A 13663-nucleotide genomic window follows, 5' to 3' on the forward strand; every position below is an offset into this window, starting at 1 on the left:
ACGCACAGGAGCAAGCCATGAAACTTTGTGGATTCGACGTTGGCCTGCAGCAGCCCTTCTTCCTGATTGCGGGCACCTGCTCGATTGAAGGTCTGGAGATGTCCCTCGAAGTGGCCGGTCGCCTCAAAGAGGCTTGCTCGGCGCTTGGCATTCCCTTCATCTACAAAGGCTCGTTCGACAAAGCCAATCGCTCCTCGGGCAACACCCAGCGTGGTGTCGGCCTCGATGCGGGCCTGAAGATCCTGGATGAAGTGCGCCGCCAGATTGGCGTGCCGATCCTGACCGATGTGCACGACGAGTCGCAGGTCAAGACGGTGGCCAGCGTGGTCGATGTGCTGCAAACCCCCGCCTTCTTGTGCCGCCAGACCGATTTCATCCGCGCCGTGGCCCAGTCGGGCAAGCCTGTGAACATCAAGAAGGGCCAGTTCTTGGCCCCTTGGGACATGAAGAACGTCATCGACAAAGCTCGCAGCGCTGCGCGCGAAGTCGGCCTGCCCGAAGACAACTTCCTCGCCTGCGAGCGCGGCGTGAGCTTTGGCTACAACAACCTGGTGGCCGACATGACCAGCTTGGCCGAAATGCGCAAGACCGGGGCCCCCGTGGTGTTCGACGTGACCCACTCGGTGCAAAAGCCCGGCGGCCAAGGCACCAGCAGCGGCGGTGCCCGCGAGATGGTGCCGGTGCTCGCCCGTGCGGGCGTGGCTGCTGGTGTGGCAGGCCTCTTCATGGAAACCCACCCCAAACCCGCCGAGGCTTGGTCTGACGGCCCCAACGCCGTGCCGCTGGGCAAAATGAAAGCCTTATTGGAAACCTTGGTCCAGCTCGATGCCGTGACCAAGAAAAACCCATTTTTAGAGGATGATTTTTCATGAGCGGCTACATCATCGCCCACGTGCAGGTGACCAACCCCACCCAGTACGAAGAGTACAAAAAGTGGTCCACCGCCGCCATGAAAACGGCCGGCGCAGAAGTCTGCGTGCGCGGTGGCCAGGTGCAAGTGCTCGAAGGCGACTGGGCCCCTGAGCGCATCGTTGTCCTGAAGTTCCCCTCGTTCGAGGCCGCCAAGGCCTTTTACGAACTGCCTGAATACCTCAAAGCCCGCGAAGCCCGAAAAGGCGCCGCCATCATGCGCATGGTGGCCGTCGAAGGCGTTTGAGCCGCTGGCCTGTGCAACCCGTTTTGTTTTTAAATTGAGAGAGTTCAAAAATGAGTGCAATCGTTGATATTGTCGGCCGTGAAATCCTCGACAGCCGTGGCAACCCCACCGTCGAATGCGACGTGCTGCTGGAATCGGGCGTCATGGGCCGTGCCGCTGTGCCGTCTGGCGCATCCACGGGCAGCCGCGAAGCCATTGAGCTGCGCGACGGCGACAAGAGCCGGTATCTGGGCAAAGGCGTGCTCAAAGCCGTCGAACACATCAACACCGAAATCTCCGAAGCCGTGCTGGGCCTGGACGCCTCCGAACAAGCCTTTCTGGACCGCACCCTGATCGACCTGGACGGCACCGAGAACAAGAGCCGCCTGGGCGCCAACGCCATGCTGGCCGTGTCCATGGCCGTGGCCCGCGCTGCGGCCGAAGAGTCCGGCCTGCCGCTGTACCGCTACTTTGGCGGCATGAACGGCAACCAACTGCCCGTGCCCATGATGAACGTCATCAACGGCGGCGCACACGCCAACAACAACCTGGACCTGCAGGAGTTCATGATCATCCCCGTGGGCGCACCAAGCTTCCGCGAAGCCGTGCGCTACGGTGCCGAAGTGTTCCACGCCCTGAAGAAAATCATCCACGACAAGGGCATGAGCATTGCCGTGGGCGACGAAGGCGGCTTTGCCCCCAACGTCGACAGCCACGAAGCGGCCATTCAAATGATTCTGGACGCCATCGCTGCTGCCGGTTACACCGCGGGTGAACAAATCGCGATTGGTCTGGATTGCGCCGCCAGCGAGTTCTACAAAGATGGCAAGTATGTGTTGGCTGGTGAAGGCGGCATCAGCCTGACATCCGAGCAGTGGACCGACATGCTGGCCACCTGGTGCGACAAGTACCCCATCATCAGCATCGAAGACGGCATGGCCGAAGGCGACTGGGACGGCTGGAAAGTGCTGACCGACCGCCTGGCCAAGAACGTGCAAATCGTCGGTGACGACCTGTTCGTGACCAACACCAAGATCTTCAAGGAAGGCATCGACAAGGGCATCGCCAACTCGATCCTGATCAAGATCAACCAGATCGGCACCCTGACCGAAACTTTTGAAGCCATCGAGATGGCCAAGCGCGCCGGTTACACCGCCGTCATCTCTCACCGCTCGGGCGAGACCGAAGACAGCACGATTGCCGACATCGCTGTAGGCCTGAACGCCGGTCAGATCAAGACCGGCTCGATGAGCCGCTCGGACCGCATGGCCAAGTACAACCAGCTGCTGCGCATCGAAGAAGACCTGGGCGACGTGGCGGTGTACCCTGGTCGCAATGCGTTTTACAACCTGCGCTGACCCCCAATGGGCAACCGCCTTGTTCCCGTGGTGCTGATCGCCTTGCTGGCGATCATCCAGGCCCAACTGTGGCTGGGCAAGGGCGGTGTGCCCAGTGTGGCTGAGCTCGAGCGTGAGCTGCAGCAACAAAAAGCGGCGAACGAAGAAGCCCGCCTTCAGATCGAGCAGCTCAATGCCGAGGTCAACGACCTCAAAGAGGGCTTGAACATGGTCGAAGAGCGGGCGCGCCATGAGCTGGGCATGGTCAAACCCAACGAAATCTACGTGCAAATCGCCAAATGATGTCCACAACCGAGATCGCCGGTTTCGTGCTGGCCTTGGTGATGGTGGTCTGCAGCATCAAGGAGCTGCACTGGAGCTGGCCGCTGGCCATCGCCAGTTCCATCCTTTACTTCTTTGTGTTCAAGGACAGCCTGCTGTACGGTGAAGCGGGTCTGCAACTTGTTTTTGCCACCCTCGCCTTTTGGGGTTGGTGGCAATGGCTGCGCAAGGGCGACGACGCACAACCGGCCCTTGTGATCCAGCGGCTGTCAGCGCGGGGTTGGCGGCTGGTGCTGATGGCCAGCGCCTTGCTGTGGCCTGCACTGGCCCTGCTGCTGCATCACTTCACCGACAGCGATGTGGCCTGGTGGGACGCCTTGCCCACGGCCCTGAGCCTGGTCGGCCAGGCCCTGTTGGGTCGCAAATACATCGAGAACTGGCTGGTCTGGCTGGTGGTCAACGTGATCAGCGTGGCGCTGTTTGTCCACAAAGAACTGTGGCTGACGGCCGTGCTTTATGCATTGTTCACGGCCATGAGCGTGTGGGGCTGGCGCGCTTGGCAGCGCAAGCTGCGCCACCAGGGCGCATGAGTCGCGTGCAACGCATCGCCATCCTGGGTGCAGAAAGCACGGGCAAGTCCTGGCTCACCCAAGCCTTGTCCAGCGTGATACGGGCCCGTGGGCATGCCGTTTGTACGGTGGATGAGGTGCTGCGCGGCTGGTGCGCGCGCGAAGGCCGAACGCCGCATCCCCACGAGCAAATGGGCATCGCCATCGAACAGGCCCGGGCTGTGGAACAAGCCCCACCCGGCTGGGTGGTTGCGGACACCACCCCCCTCATGACAGCGGTCTACAGCCACATGCTGTTTGGCGACGACAGCCTCTACCCCATGGCATTGGCGCACCAGGCCCTGTACGACAGCACATTGGTCACCGGGATCGACTTGCCTTGGGTGGCCGATGGCCTGCAACGCGACGGCCCGCACGTGCGCGGCCCTGTGGACACGCTGGTGCGTCAAGCGCTGGAGGGTGCGGGCATCGCCTACCGCGTGGTTTACGGACAAGGCCACCAACGCCTGAACAATGCCCTGCTGGCCTTGGGCTTGCCGGGCGAGGATGCTGCTGCGCGGGCGCTGCGCGAGCAATCCCAATTTGCCATCAACCAGGGCCGCACGGTGTGGCAATGCAACGAATGCAGCGACCCGGATTGTGAACACAAGCTGTTCACCGGGCTGCTGGCCAAGCGATCAGGCTAAAGCACCTGCGGCCGAATAGCTGCAGCGCCCATGCACCCATTCGCGAGCGGGGGCTCGCTCCCACAAAAATCGGTGATCGCAGGGCGTTCGTGGGAGGCCGCCCCTGCGGCCGAATGCAGGCAGCGCCCGTGCACCCATTCGCGAGCAGTGGCTTGCTCCCACAGAGATTTTCAGTGCACCGAGCCGCCCGGCACATCGGCCGGCAAACCTGTCGGCAAACCTGTGAACAGGCCCGCAGCATCCACCGGGTCAAAGCGGTACTGCGCTCCGCAAAAGTCGCAACCCACTTCCACTTGGCCTTGCTCGGCGATGATGCCTTCCACCTCTTCGGTGCCCAGGCTGCGGATCATTTGGCCCACCCGTTCGCGGTTACAACGGCAGGCAAAGCGCGGGCCGATCTTACCCATCAAGGGCTCGAAACGCGCCAGGGGCTCTTCCCAGTACAGGCGGTGCAAGATGGTTTCCGCGTCCAAGCCCAGCAGCTCTTCGCGCTTGAGGCTTTTGGTCAGAATCGAGATGCGGCTGAAGTCTTCACTCTGGCCGAGCACCGATTCGCGCATGAGTGAGTCGGCCTTGCCCGCCAAATTGCCCTCGCCCTCGATGGGCAGGCGCTGGATCAGCAAGCCCGCTGCCACCTTGTCGTCGGCCGCCAGCACCAGCACGGTGTCGAGCTGCTCGGACTGCAGCATGTAGTGCTCCAGCACTTCGCTGATGTTTTCCAGCTTTTCGCCCCGGTCACCAAACAAAGGCACCACACCTTGGTAGGGCTGCTGGCCGGGCAAACGGTCTTGGGGGTCCAGGGTGATGGCGCAACGGCCTTCGTTGTTCACGTTCACCATCTGGCTCAGGGTGGCGTCGTCGGCCACCTCGCCCACCTGGGTGCAGGTGGCGCGCAGGCTCAAATCCGGTTGCACCTCTACCACGCCGAGCTTGACCGGGCCGTCACCAAAAATCTGCAACACCAAAGCGCCGTTGAACTTGATGTTGCCCTGCATCAGCACACCCGCTGCGGCCATTTCACCGAGCAACTGGCGCACGGGCGCGGGGTAAGCGCCAGTCTCGGAGTTGGCCGCACGCCGTGCCAGGATGTCTTGCCAGGCATCGGTCAGGCGCACCAGCATGCCGCGCACGGGCAGGCCTTCGAAAATGAATTTGTGGAGTTCGGACAAAGTGCAATCAACAGCCGCTCGGGCTGATCCTCAAAAGTTAAAGGGGTTCCAATCGGGCGGAAAAAGCCTCAAGCGATTTTTTTCAGGCCAGTCTTGAAGCGCCGGGCGTTTTGCATGTAGCTGCGGGCACTTTGGCGCAAGCCTTCGATCTGCTCGAGCGTCAATTCGCGCACCACTTTGGCGGGCGAACCCACGATCATCGAGCCGTCTGGAAACTCCTTGCCCTCAGTGACCAACGCGCCTGCACCCACCAGGCAGTGCTTGCCGATCTTGGCCCCGTTGAGCACCACCGCGCCCATGCCAATCAGGGATTCGTCGCCAATTGTGCAGCCGTGCAGGATGACCATGTGACCTACCGTGACGTGCTTGCCGATGGTCAGGGGTTTGTCATGGTCGCTGTGCAGCACACTGCCGTCCTGGATGTTGCTGCCCTCGCCAATCTCGATCGGCTCGTTGTCACCCCGCACCGTGGCACCGAACCAGACGCTGGCATCGGCGGCGATGTGCACCGCGCCCATCACCTGCGCGTTGTCGGCCACCCAAGCGGAGTCGGCCACCTGGGGGATGTGTGCGTCAAGTTGGTAAATGGCCATGGGGGTCTCCTCGGGGTCTGGATGTCTGAAAACCTACAATTGTAGGGATGCCCACACCCTGCCGTGGGCGCTGCCTGCGATCACCATGCACACCCTGCGCACCGCCGCCCTGATCCCTTGGGCGCAAACCGACCCAAACCTGAAGGCCCAGGCCACCTTGGCGCTGGACCTGAGCCTGCCCGTGGGCGCGCTCGACAGCCTGAGCGCACCCGCTGCAGGCCCCGGCCGCGCCCACCGCCCCGTGCTGGTGCCTCACACCCAGCTCAAAGCCAAATCCATGGCCACGCCTGAGGGCCGGGCCATGTTGGTGCATTCGATTGCCCACATCGAACTCAACGCCATCGACCTGGCGCTCGACGTGGTCTGGCGCTTTGCGGGCATGCCCGAGGCGTTTTACACCGACTGGGTGCGCATTGCCCAAGAAGAAGCCAAGCACTTCAGCCTGCTGCGCCAGCATTTGCTGGACATGGGTTTTGACTACGGCGACTTTCCCGCCCACAACACCCTGTGGGACATGGCTGAGCGCACCAAAGACGACATTCTGGCCCGCATTGGCATCGTGCCGCGCACCATGGAAGCGCGGGGGCTGGACGCCTCACCGGGCGTGAAAAACAAACTGGTCAGTGTGGGGGACCACCGCGCGGGCGAGATCCTGGACATCATCCTGGAAGAAGAAATCGGCCATGTGGCCGCAGGCAACCGCTGGTACCGCTACCTGTGCGAGCAGCGCGGTTTGGACCCGGTGCGCACCTACGCCGAATTGATCGCGCAATACGACGCCCCCAAACTGCGCCCGCCCTTCAACATGGCGGCCCGGCGTCTGGCCGGGTTTGAAGAGGCGGAGTTGGCGGCGCTGAGCTGAGCAGACCCGCCATTGCAGAAGCGAGCATTCGGCCGCAGGGGCAGCCTCCCACAAAACACCGACAGCCGATCCGATGTGGGAGCGAGCCCCTGCTCGCGAATGGATGTATGGGCACTGCAATCATCCGGCTGCAGGGGCAGCCTCCCACAGAGTCGGCGGTTGCATCACCCTCTGGGGTGGTGCTGGGCGTGCAAGGTCTTGAGGCGCTCACGCGCCACATGGGTGTAGATGGTGGTGGTCGAAATGTCGGCATGGCCCAGCAACATCTGCACCGCCCGCAAATCGGCCCCGTGGTTGAGCAAATGCGTGGCAAAGGCGTGGCGCAGCGTGTGCGGCGACAGGGGTGCGGTGATGCCTGCCTCGATGGCATAGCGTTTGACCAGGTTCCAGAACATCACGCGTGACATGGCAGTGCCGGGCTTGGGGCCACTGCTGGTGACAAACAGGTCTTCGGTCTGACGCTGGCCAAGCAAGGCTGGCCGCGCCTGCCCCAGGTAGCGCTGGAGCCATTCCCGCGCCTCTTCGCCAAAGGGCACCAGCCGCTCCTTGCTGCCTTTGCCCATGATGCGCAACACACCTTCGTTGAGTGACACATGCAAGGTTTTGAGCGAGACCAACTCGCTCACCCGCAGGCCGCTGGCGTACATCAGCTCCAGCATGGCGCGGTCGCGCAAGCCCAGATCGGTGGCCACATCCGGCGCACGCAGCAAAGCATCCACCTGCGCTTCGCCCAAGGTTTTGGGCACACGCAGCGCCTGTTTGGCGGCCAGCATGCGCAAAGTGGGGTCGCTTTGGATCAGGCGTTCGCGCAACGCCCACCGGAAAAAGCGCTTGAACACCGTGAGCCTGCGGTTGGCTGACGTGGCCTTGGTCTGGCCATGGCGCTCGGCGAAATAGGCCTGCAGATGGTGTTCTTGGGTCGCCTCCAGCGCCAGCCTGTGGCTCAAAAACAGCCAGGTAGCGTAGAGCGACAAATCCTGGCGGTAGGCTGCCAGCGTGTTGGCAGCCAGGCCGTCCTCCAGCCAGAGGGCTTCGGCGAATCGGTCGATGGCGCTCTGGCTGGCCTTATGCATGGACTGGCATCAGTCCAGCTTGAGTTTTTGCTGGTCCACGACTTTCTTGTAGACCTCGAACTCGGCCTTGATCTGGGCCGTGAATTCTTCGGGCGAGTTGGCCACGATCAAGGAGCCAGTGTCGTTGATGCGCTTGGTCACGCCAGGCTCTTGCAAGGCCTTTTTCACGCCTGCGCTGATCTTGTCCACCACCTCTTTGGGCAGGTTTTTGGGGCCGAGAATGCCGTAATAGGCCATGCGGTTGACCGGCTCCAGCCCAATTTCCTTGAAGGTTGGCACGTTGGGCAATTGGGGCAGGCGCTGAGGTGCGGCCACCACGATCGGCACCAATTTTCCGGTTTGGATGAACGGCAGGGCCGAAGGCAAGTTGTCAAAAATGATCGGCACCTGGCCCGCCACCGTGTCGTTCAGGGCCGGGCCTGCACCACGGTAGGGAATGTGCGTGATGAACACGCCCGCCAGACTCTTCCACAGCTCGGTTTGCAGGTGGCCGATGCCGCCCGTGCCCGACGATGCGTAGGAGTATTTGCCCGGGTTCTTTTTGATTTCGGCCAAAAAGCCTTTGTAGTCCTTGGCCGGGAAGCTGGGGTGCACCGCGATCACGTTGGGCGTGGCCGCGATGTTGATGATGGGCGTGAAATCGGTCAGGACGTTGTACGGAATTTTGGGGTTGATGGCCGGGTTGGCGGCGGTGGTCGACACGGTGGCCATGCCCAGGTTGTACCCGTCGGGTGCGACACGCGCCGTTTCGGTCGCGCCCACCACACCACCACCACCGGCTTTGTTTTCGACGATGACGCTTTGGCCCAGGGCTTTGCCCAAAGGCTCGGAAATCACGCGAGCGACGATGTCGGTGGTGCCACCGGGGGCAAAAGGTACCTGCAACTTGATGGGTTTGTTGGGATAAGCCTGTGCCCACACAGAACCACTGGCCAACAGGGTGACAGCCAGGCCGGTCACAGAAACCAAACAGCGACGCTTCATTCGAAAACTCCTTGAAAGATGGCACATGATAGGCAAAGACGGCGGGCTTTCGTGAGGGGGAAAACCATAAAACCGTCAAAAAAACACATGAACCTCAGGTGACAAGACAGCGCCTGGGCACCTTGGAGGGTCAGTTATCCTAGTCGAGTGAACTTTGCCCAACTCCTCTTTCCCGATTTTTCCCTGATTTTGTGCGGCTATCTGATCTGCCGCTTCACCGCCTTGAACCGCCCGGTGTGGCAACAGGTGGAGAGTCTGGTGTATTTTTTCCTGTTCCCGGTGCTGCTGTTTCACTCCATCGTGAAAAGCCCACTGGACCTGAATGCGGCCTCCAGCCTGATCGGGGCGGGGCTGAGTCTGGGCTTGTGCGCGATTGCCCTGTCGTACAGCCTGCCCTATTGGCCCATCTTGGGCCAGCGGCTGGACCGGCGCGACCACGCGGCCAGCGCCCAAGTGGGCTTTCGCTTCAACTCCTTCATTGCGCTGGCGCTGGCCGAACGCCTGGCTGGCCCCGAAGGCCTGCTGATGATCTCGGTGCTGATCGGGGTGTGCGTGCCGCTGTTCAACATCGGCGCGGTCTGGCCCATGGCCCGGCATGCCAACACCGGCTTTTTGCGCGAGCTGGTGCGCAACCCGCTGATCATTGCCACCGGCTCCGGTTTGGCCGCCAACCTGCTGGGTTTGCGCATTCCTGAATGGCTCGACCCCAGCGTCAGCCGGATCGGCGCTGCGTCTTTGGCCTTGGGCTTGATGGCCGCGGGCGCGGGCATGCAGCTGGGCACCTTGCGCCAGGGCAAACTGCTGGGCCTGAGCGTGCTGACGGTCAAACACCTGCTGCTGCCTTTGATCGCCCTGGGCATGTCCCGCCTGTTTCAGCTCGACGCCCTGCAAACCACGGTGCTGTTGGCGTTTTCAGCTTTGCCCACGGCATCCACCTGCTACGTGCTGGCCGCCCGCATGGGCTACAACGGCCCCTACGTGGCGGGACTGGTCACGCTGTCGACCTTGTCAGGGATGTGGAGTTTGCCGTTTGCGCTGGGGGTGCTGCGCTGACGCAGAACTTCGCGAGGCGTCACCCCTGACACCCCCAACCTTCACCCCGACTTGATCGGGGATCCATGCCTGCGGCTGCCATGGATACCCGCCTGCGCGGGTATGACCCTCCGGTTTCGTCACCCCCGACTTGATCGGGGGTCCATGCCTTCGGCTGTTATGGATACCCGCATCCGCGGGTATGACAAATCAAGTGCGACCAAACTCATCACCTGCGGGCCAGCGACCAGGCCACCTGCTCCTGCACCACCGGGTCGGGGTGCGCAGCGTGGATGGCGAGGGCCTGCTGCAAGCCCCGCTGTTCATCCGCCGACAAGTCCCCTGACGCCAGTGCGTTGCCCGCTGCCAGGGCCAAATTGCGCAGCCAGCGGGCGTGGCCGATGCGGCGGATGGCGCTGCCTTCGGTACGGCGCAAAAACTCGGCCTCATCCCACGCCATCAGCTCTGTGATGCTGCCTGCACCCAAACCCTCGCGGGTGAGCCAATCGGGCAAAGGGCTGACTTGCGCAAACTTGTTCCAGGGGCAGGCCAGCTGGCAGTCGTCGCAGCCGTAAATGCGGTTGCCGATCAGCGGGCGCAGCGCCTCGTCGATGGGCCCGGCATGTTCGATCGTCAAATAAGAAATGCAGCGCCGTGCATCCAGCTTGTAAGGCTCCACGATGGCCTGGGTCGGGCACAGGTCGATGCAGGCAGAGCACTGGCCGCAGTGCGCCGACACCGCCGGGGTTTCGGGCAGGGCCAAGTCCACAAACAACTCGCCCAGAAAAAACATGGACCCGGCCTCGCGGCTCAGCACCAGCGTGTGTTTGCCGCGCCAGCCCAAGCCGCTGCGGGTGGCGAGCTCTGCCTCCATCACGGGGGCCGAGTCGGTGAACACGCGGTGGCCAAACGGGCCAATCGCCTGAGCGATGCGGTCCTGCAGTTTTTGCAGGCGGCTGCGCAAGACCTTGTGGTAATCGCGCCCCCGGGCATACAGCGACACCACGGCTTCGCCCGGGTGCAGGCTGCGGGCAGTTTCGCGGGCCAGCCAGTCGGGCGGCGTGTCGTGTGGCAAATAATCCATGCGGGCGGTGATCACACTCACCGTGCCCGGCACCAGTTCGGCCGGGCGGGCGCGCTTCATGCCGTGGCTTTCCATATAGCCCATGCTGCCGTGAAACCCAGCGGCCAACCAGGCTTGTAACCCGGGCTCTGCCGAGGACAAATCGATGCCCGCCACGCCAATTTGGGACAATCCCAACCCATGCGCCCAGATCTGGATCTGGGCCCACAGTTCAGGAAGGTCGATTTGAGTACGTTGAGCAGTCACCCGCCGATTGTAGGAAGCCCCACCGCACCCAGCGTTTGGGCGGGCTTGTGGCCGAATGAAGCCGCCACGCAGGCCTTTGCCGAACAACTGAGCGCCGCCTTGCAAAAATGGCCGGGCGGGCGCGATGCCCGCATCGAGTTGCGTGGCAACCTGGGCGCAGGCAAAACCACCTTGGTGCGTCACCTGCTGCGTGCGGCCGGGGTGACAGGTCGCATCAAAAGCCCGACCTACGCCGTGGTGGAGCCGCACCAGGCGGGCACAAGCGAAGGCGACAGCGCCTGGCCCATTTGGCACTTCGACTTTTACCGTTTCAACGACCCACAGGAATGGGAAGACGCGGGCTTTCGCGACATCTTCGCCGGGCCGGGCCTCAAGCTCATGGAGTGGCCGGACAAGGTGGCTGGGCAACTGCCACCACCGGACTGGGTGATTGCGCTCGACGCCATCGACGAAGACCAGCGCCGGGTGCAGATCAACGCAGCCACAGAGCGGGGCCAGCACTGGCTGCAAACTTGGGCCCAGACTCACCCGGAGAGCGGCCATGCAGGCTGATCGCCGACGCCTGGTCAAAGCAGGCCTGCTGGTGCTCAGTTTGGGGGCCGCACAACTGGCACGCGGGGCCAATATGCTGGCCGTGCGCATTTGGCCAGCGCCCGATTACAGCCGCGTCACGCTCGAGTCAGACACCGCGCTCAAGACCCGACAAACCTTCATCGACTCACCGCCCCGACTGGCCGTGGACATTGAAGGCATGGAACTGAACGCTGCTTTGCGCGAACTGGTGGGCAAGGTGCAGGCTTCAGACCCCAACATCGCGGGCATTCGCGTGGGCCAGTTCAATGCCAACACTGTGCGGCTGGTGATCGACCTCAAACGCCCGATTGCACCCCAAGTTTTCACCCTGCAGCCTGTGGCCGCCTATGCCCACCGCCTGGTCCTCGACCTGTACCCCTCACAAGCGGCAGACCCGCTGGAGCAACTGATCCAGGAGCGGGCTGCGGCCAAGGCAGCGGCGACCTCGAGCAGCTTGCCCCTTGCCCCCCAGGCGAACGATCCTTTGGGCGAGTGGATGGCCAAGCAAGGCCAGTCCAACGCCAAGGCATCACCACCGCCAGCAGCACCCAGCACCCGCAAGCAGGACTTTGAGCCCCCACCCTCAGCCGTGCTGGACAACCCCAACCACCCGCCGCGCCCGGCCAACACCCCGGCCACCGACCGGCTGATCGTGATCGCGCTGGACCCGGGTCACGGGGGCGAAGACCCCGGCGCCATCGGCCCCGGCGGCACCCGCGAAAAAGACGTGGTGCTGAAAATTGCCCACCTGCTGCGCGACCGCATCAACGCCAGCAGCGTGAACGGCAGCCCGATGCGGGCCTACCTGACCCGCGACGCCGACTTTTTTGTGCCCCTGCATGTGCGGGTGCAAAAAGCCCGGCGCGTGCAAGCCGACCTGTTCGTCAGCATCCACGCCGATGCGTTTTACACGCCCCAGGCCAAAGGCGCGAGCGTGTTTGCGCTCAGCCAAGGGGCGGCTTCCAGCAGTGCGGCCCGCTGGATGGCCCAAAAAGAAAACAAGGCCGACTTGATCGGCGGCATCAACCTGGGAAGCCAGGACGCGCAGGTTCAGCGTGCCTTGCTGGACATGAGCACCGCAGCGCAAATCAAGGACAGCCTGCAGCTGGGCGGCAGCTTGCTGCGCGAGATTGGCGGCGTTGGAAAATTGCACAAACCCCGGGTCGAGCAAGCGGGTTTTGCGGTCCTCAAAGCCCCGGACATTCCGAGCGTGCTGGTGGAAACCGCTTTCATCAGCAACCCGGAAGAAGAAGAAAAACTGCGCAGCGACGCCTACCAAAAGCAGCTGACCGATGCCCTGATGCGCGGCATCCTGCAATATTTCTCGCGCAACCCGCCGCTGGCGCGCAACCGGAGCCTGTGAAGACCTTCAGACGGCCCGCCGGGCCCTCCACGCCCCAAACATGGCGATCAGGCCCGGCACGATGATCAAGGCCCAAATGATCTTGGACAGGTGCGTCTGCACAAAGGGCAAATTGCCGAACAGGTAACCGGCCAAGGTCAGGCCCACCACCCAAATGAAGCCGCCCACCACATTGAACAGGGTGAACTTGCTGCGGGTCATCTCGGCCACACCCGCCACAAAGGGCACAAAAGTGCGAATGAACGGCATGAAACGCGCCAGGATGATGGTGATGCCGCCGTATTTTTCGTAAAACGCGTGGGCTTGGTCAAAGCCCTTGCGGCTGAAAAAACGCGAATCTTCCCACTGGAACACCCGGGGGCCAAAGTAGCGCCCGATCGTGTAGTTGGTCTGATCGCCCAAAATGGCCGCCACCAGCAGCAAGCCCATCACCAGCGGCAGGCTCATCAAACCCGCGCCGCACATGGCCCCGACGATGAAGAGCAGCGAGTCGCCTGGCAAAAATGGCATGACCACAACGCCGGTTTCCACAAAAATGATGAGGAACAACAGGGCATAGACCCAGGCCCCATATTGGGCAACAAAGGCCTCCAGGTAGCGGTCGACGTGGAGGATGAAATCAACGAGTTGCAGCAAGATGTCCATGCGCCGATTATCCCCGCAGGCATTCGGCCG

At 62.7% G+C, this 13663-nt stretch carries 16 protein-coding genes; 10 read left to right on the forward strand and 6 right to left on the reverse strand.

What is annotated here, in order from left to right:
- The first annotated feature begins 17 nt into the window (after window positions 1-17).
- Genes kdsA through ACZ5RT_RS11975 form a run of 6 tightly spaced genes read left to right on the forward strand, consistent with a single transcriptional unit; the run spans window position 18 to window position 4009 of the window.
- Window positions 18-872 (forward strand): 3-deoxy-8-phosphooctulonate synthase, encoded by an 855-nt coding sequence (gene kdsA, locus ACZ5RT_RS11950; RefSeq protein WP_291924980.1) that lies wholly within the window; start codon window positions 18-20, stop codon window positions 870-872.
- The gene (locus ACZ5RT_RS11955; protein ID WP_291924982.1) at window positions 869-1156 is read left to right on the forward strand and encodes a DUF1330 domain-containing protein; all 288 of its coding nucleotides are present in this window, start codon (window positions 869-871) and stop codon (window positions 1154-1156) included. The genes kdsA and ACZ5RT_RS11955 overlap by 4 nt, the downstream gene beginning before the upstream one ends.
- A 50-nt stretch (window positions 1157-1206) precedes the next feature.
- On the forward strand, window positions 1207-2493 hold the full coding sequence (gene eno / locus ACZ5RT_RS11960; RefSeq protein ID WP_291924984.1) for a phosphopyruvate hydratase: 1287 nt from the start codon (window positions 1207-1209) through the stop codon (window positions 2491-2493).
- Between the two features lie 6 nt (window positions 2494-2499).
- The gene (gene ftsB, locus ACZ5RT_RS11965; protein ID WP_108426606.1) at window positions 2500-2775 is read left to right on the forward strand and encodes a cell division protein FtsB; all 276 of its coding nucleotides are present in this window, start codon (window positions 2500-2502) and stop codon (window positions 2773-2775) included.
- Entirely contained in the window at window positions 2772-3344 is a 573-nt protein-coding gene (gene pnuC, locus ACZ5RT_RS11970; RefSeq protein ID WP_464452602.1) for a nicotinamide riboside transporter PnuC, read from the forward strand. Before ftsB ends, pnuC begins: the two co-directional genes overlap by 4 nt.
- Complete coding sequence (locus ACZ5RT_RS11975; protein ID WP_464452603.1) at window positions 3341-4009, forward strand: AAA family ATPase; 669 nt, start codon at window positions 3341-3343, stop codon at window positions 4007-4009. The genes pnuC and ACZ5RT_RS11975 overlap by 4 nt, the downstream gene beginning before the upstream one ends.
- Before the next feature lie 170 nt (window positions 4010-4179).
- On the opposite strand, the gene hslO is transcribed toward ACZ5RT_RS11975, so the two are convergent.
- Together hslO and ACZ5RT_RS11985 are read right to left on the reverse strand one after the other, a co-directional pair.
- On the reverse strand, window positions 4180-5178 hold the full coding sequence (gene hslO / locus ACZ5RT_RS11980) for an Hsp33 family molecular chaperone HslO (protein WP_464452604.1): 999 nt from the start codon (window positions 5176-5178) through the stop codon (window positions 4180-4182).
- Window positions 5179-5246: 68 nt separating this feature from the next.
- Window positions 5247-5771: a gamma carbonic anhydrase family protein gene (locus tag ACZ5RT_RS11985; protein ID WP_464452605.1), complete on the reverse strand. Its 525-nt coding sequence runs from the start codon at window positions 5769-5771 to the stop codon at window positions 5247-5249.
- 85 nt (window positions 5772-5856) lie between these two features.
- On the opposite strand from ACZ5RT_RS11985, the gene ACZ5RT_RS11990 reads away from it, so the two are divergent.
- Window positions 5857-6633, forward strand: coding sequence for a ferritin-like domain-containing protein (locus ACZ5RT_RS11990; protein ID WP_464452606.1), 777 nt, complete (start codon window positions 5857-5859; stop codon window positions 6631-6633).
- A gap of 164 nt (window positions 6634-6797) precedes the next feature.
- Here the strand turns inward: ACZ5RT_RS11990 and xerD are convergent, their stop codons facing one another.
- Both xerD and ACZ5RT_RS12000 read right to left on the reverse strand, forming a co-directional pair.
- Window positions 6798-7706 carry a site-specific tyrosine recombinase XerD gene (gene xerD / locus ACZ5RT_RS11995; RefSeq protein ID WP_464452607.1) on the reverse strand — a complete coding sequence of 303 codons (909 nt, stop codon included), beginning with the start codon at window positions 7704-7706 and terminating at the stop codon, window positions 6798-6800.
- A gap of 9 nt (window positions 7707-7715) precedes the next feature.
- Window positions 7716-8690: a tripartite tricarboxylate transporter substrate binding protein BugE gene (locus ACZ5RT_RS12000; protein ID WP_108426612.1), complete on the reverse strand. Its 975-nt coding sequence runs from the start codon at window positions 8688-8690 to the stop codon at window positions 7716-7718.
- A gap of 147 nt (window positions 8691-8837) precedes the next feature.
- Here ACZ5RT_RS12000 and ACZ5RT_RS12005 point away from each other — a divergent pair, with 147 nt between their 5' ends.
- Window positions 8838-9743 carry an AEC family transporter gene (locus tag ACZ5RT_RS12005; protein ID WP_291925001.1) on the forward strand — a complete coding sequence of 302 codons (906 nt, stop codon included), beginning with the start codon at window positions 8838-8840 and terminating at the stop codon, window positions 9741-9743.
- A gap of 208 nt (window positions 9744-9951) precedes the next feature.
- Here ACZ5RT_RS12005 and queG read toward each other — a convergent pair whose 3' ends face one another.
- On the reverse strand, window positions 9952-11004 hold the full coding sequence (gene queG / locus ACZ5RT_RS12010; protein ID WP_464454217.1) for a tRNA epoxyqueuosine(34) reductase QueG: 1053 nt from the start codon (window positions 11002-11004) through the stop codon (window positions 9952-9954).
- Between queG and tsaE the strand changes: the two genes are divergently transcribed.
- Window positions 10987-11604 (forward strand): tRNA (adenosine(37)-N6)-threonylcarbamoyltransferase complex ATPase subunit type 1 TsaE, encoded by a 618-nt coding sequence (gene tsaE, locus ACZ5RT_RS12015; RefSeq protein WP_464452608.1) that lies wholly within the window; start codon window positions 10987-10989, stop codon window positions 11602-11604. The two genes, queG and tsaE, sit on opposite strands and share 18 nt — an antisense overlap.
- The gene (locus ACZ5RT_RS12020; protein ID WP_464452609.1) at window positions 11594-12988 is read left to right on the forward strand and encodes an N-acetylmuramoyl-L-alanine amidase; all 1395 of its coding nucleotides are present in this window, start codon (window positions 11594-11596) and stop codon (window positions 12986-12988) included. Before tsaE ends, ACZ5RT_RS12020 begins: the two co-directional genes overlap by 11 nt.
- Window positions 12989-12994: 6 nt before the next feature.
- On the opposite strand, the gene ACZ5RT_RS12025 is transcribed toward ACZ5RT_RS12020, so the two are convergent.
- On the reverse strand, window positions 12995-13633 hold the full coding sequence (locus ACZ5RT_RS12025) for a DedA family protein (protein WP_464452610.1): 639 nt from the start codon (window positions 13631-13633) through the stop codon (window positions 12995-12997).
- Window positions 13634-13663: the final 30 nt, after the last annotated feature.

Source organism: Limnohabitans sp. TEGF003 (assembly GCF_055395455.1).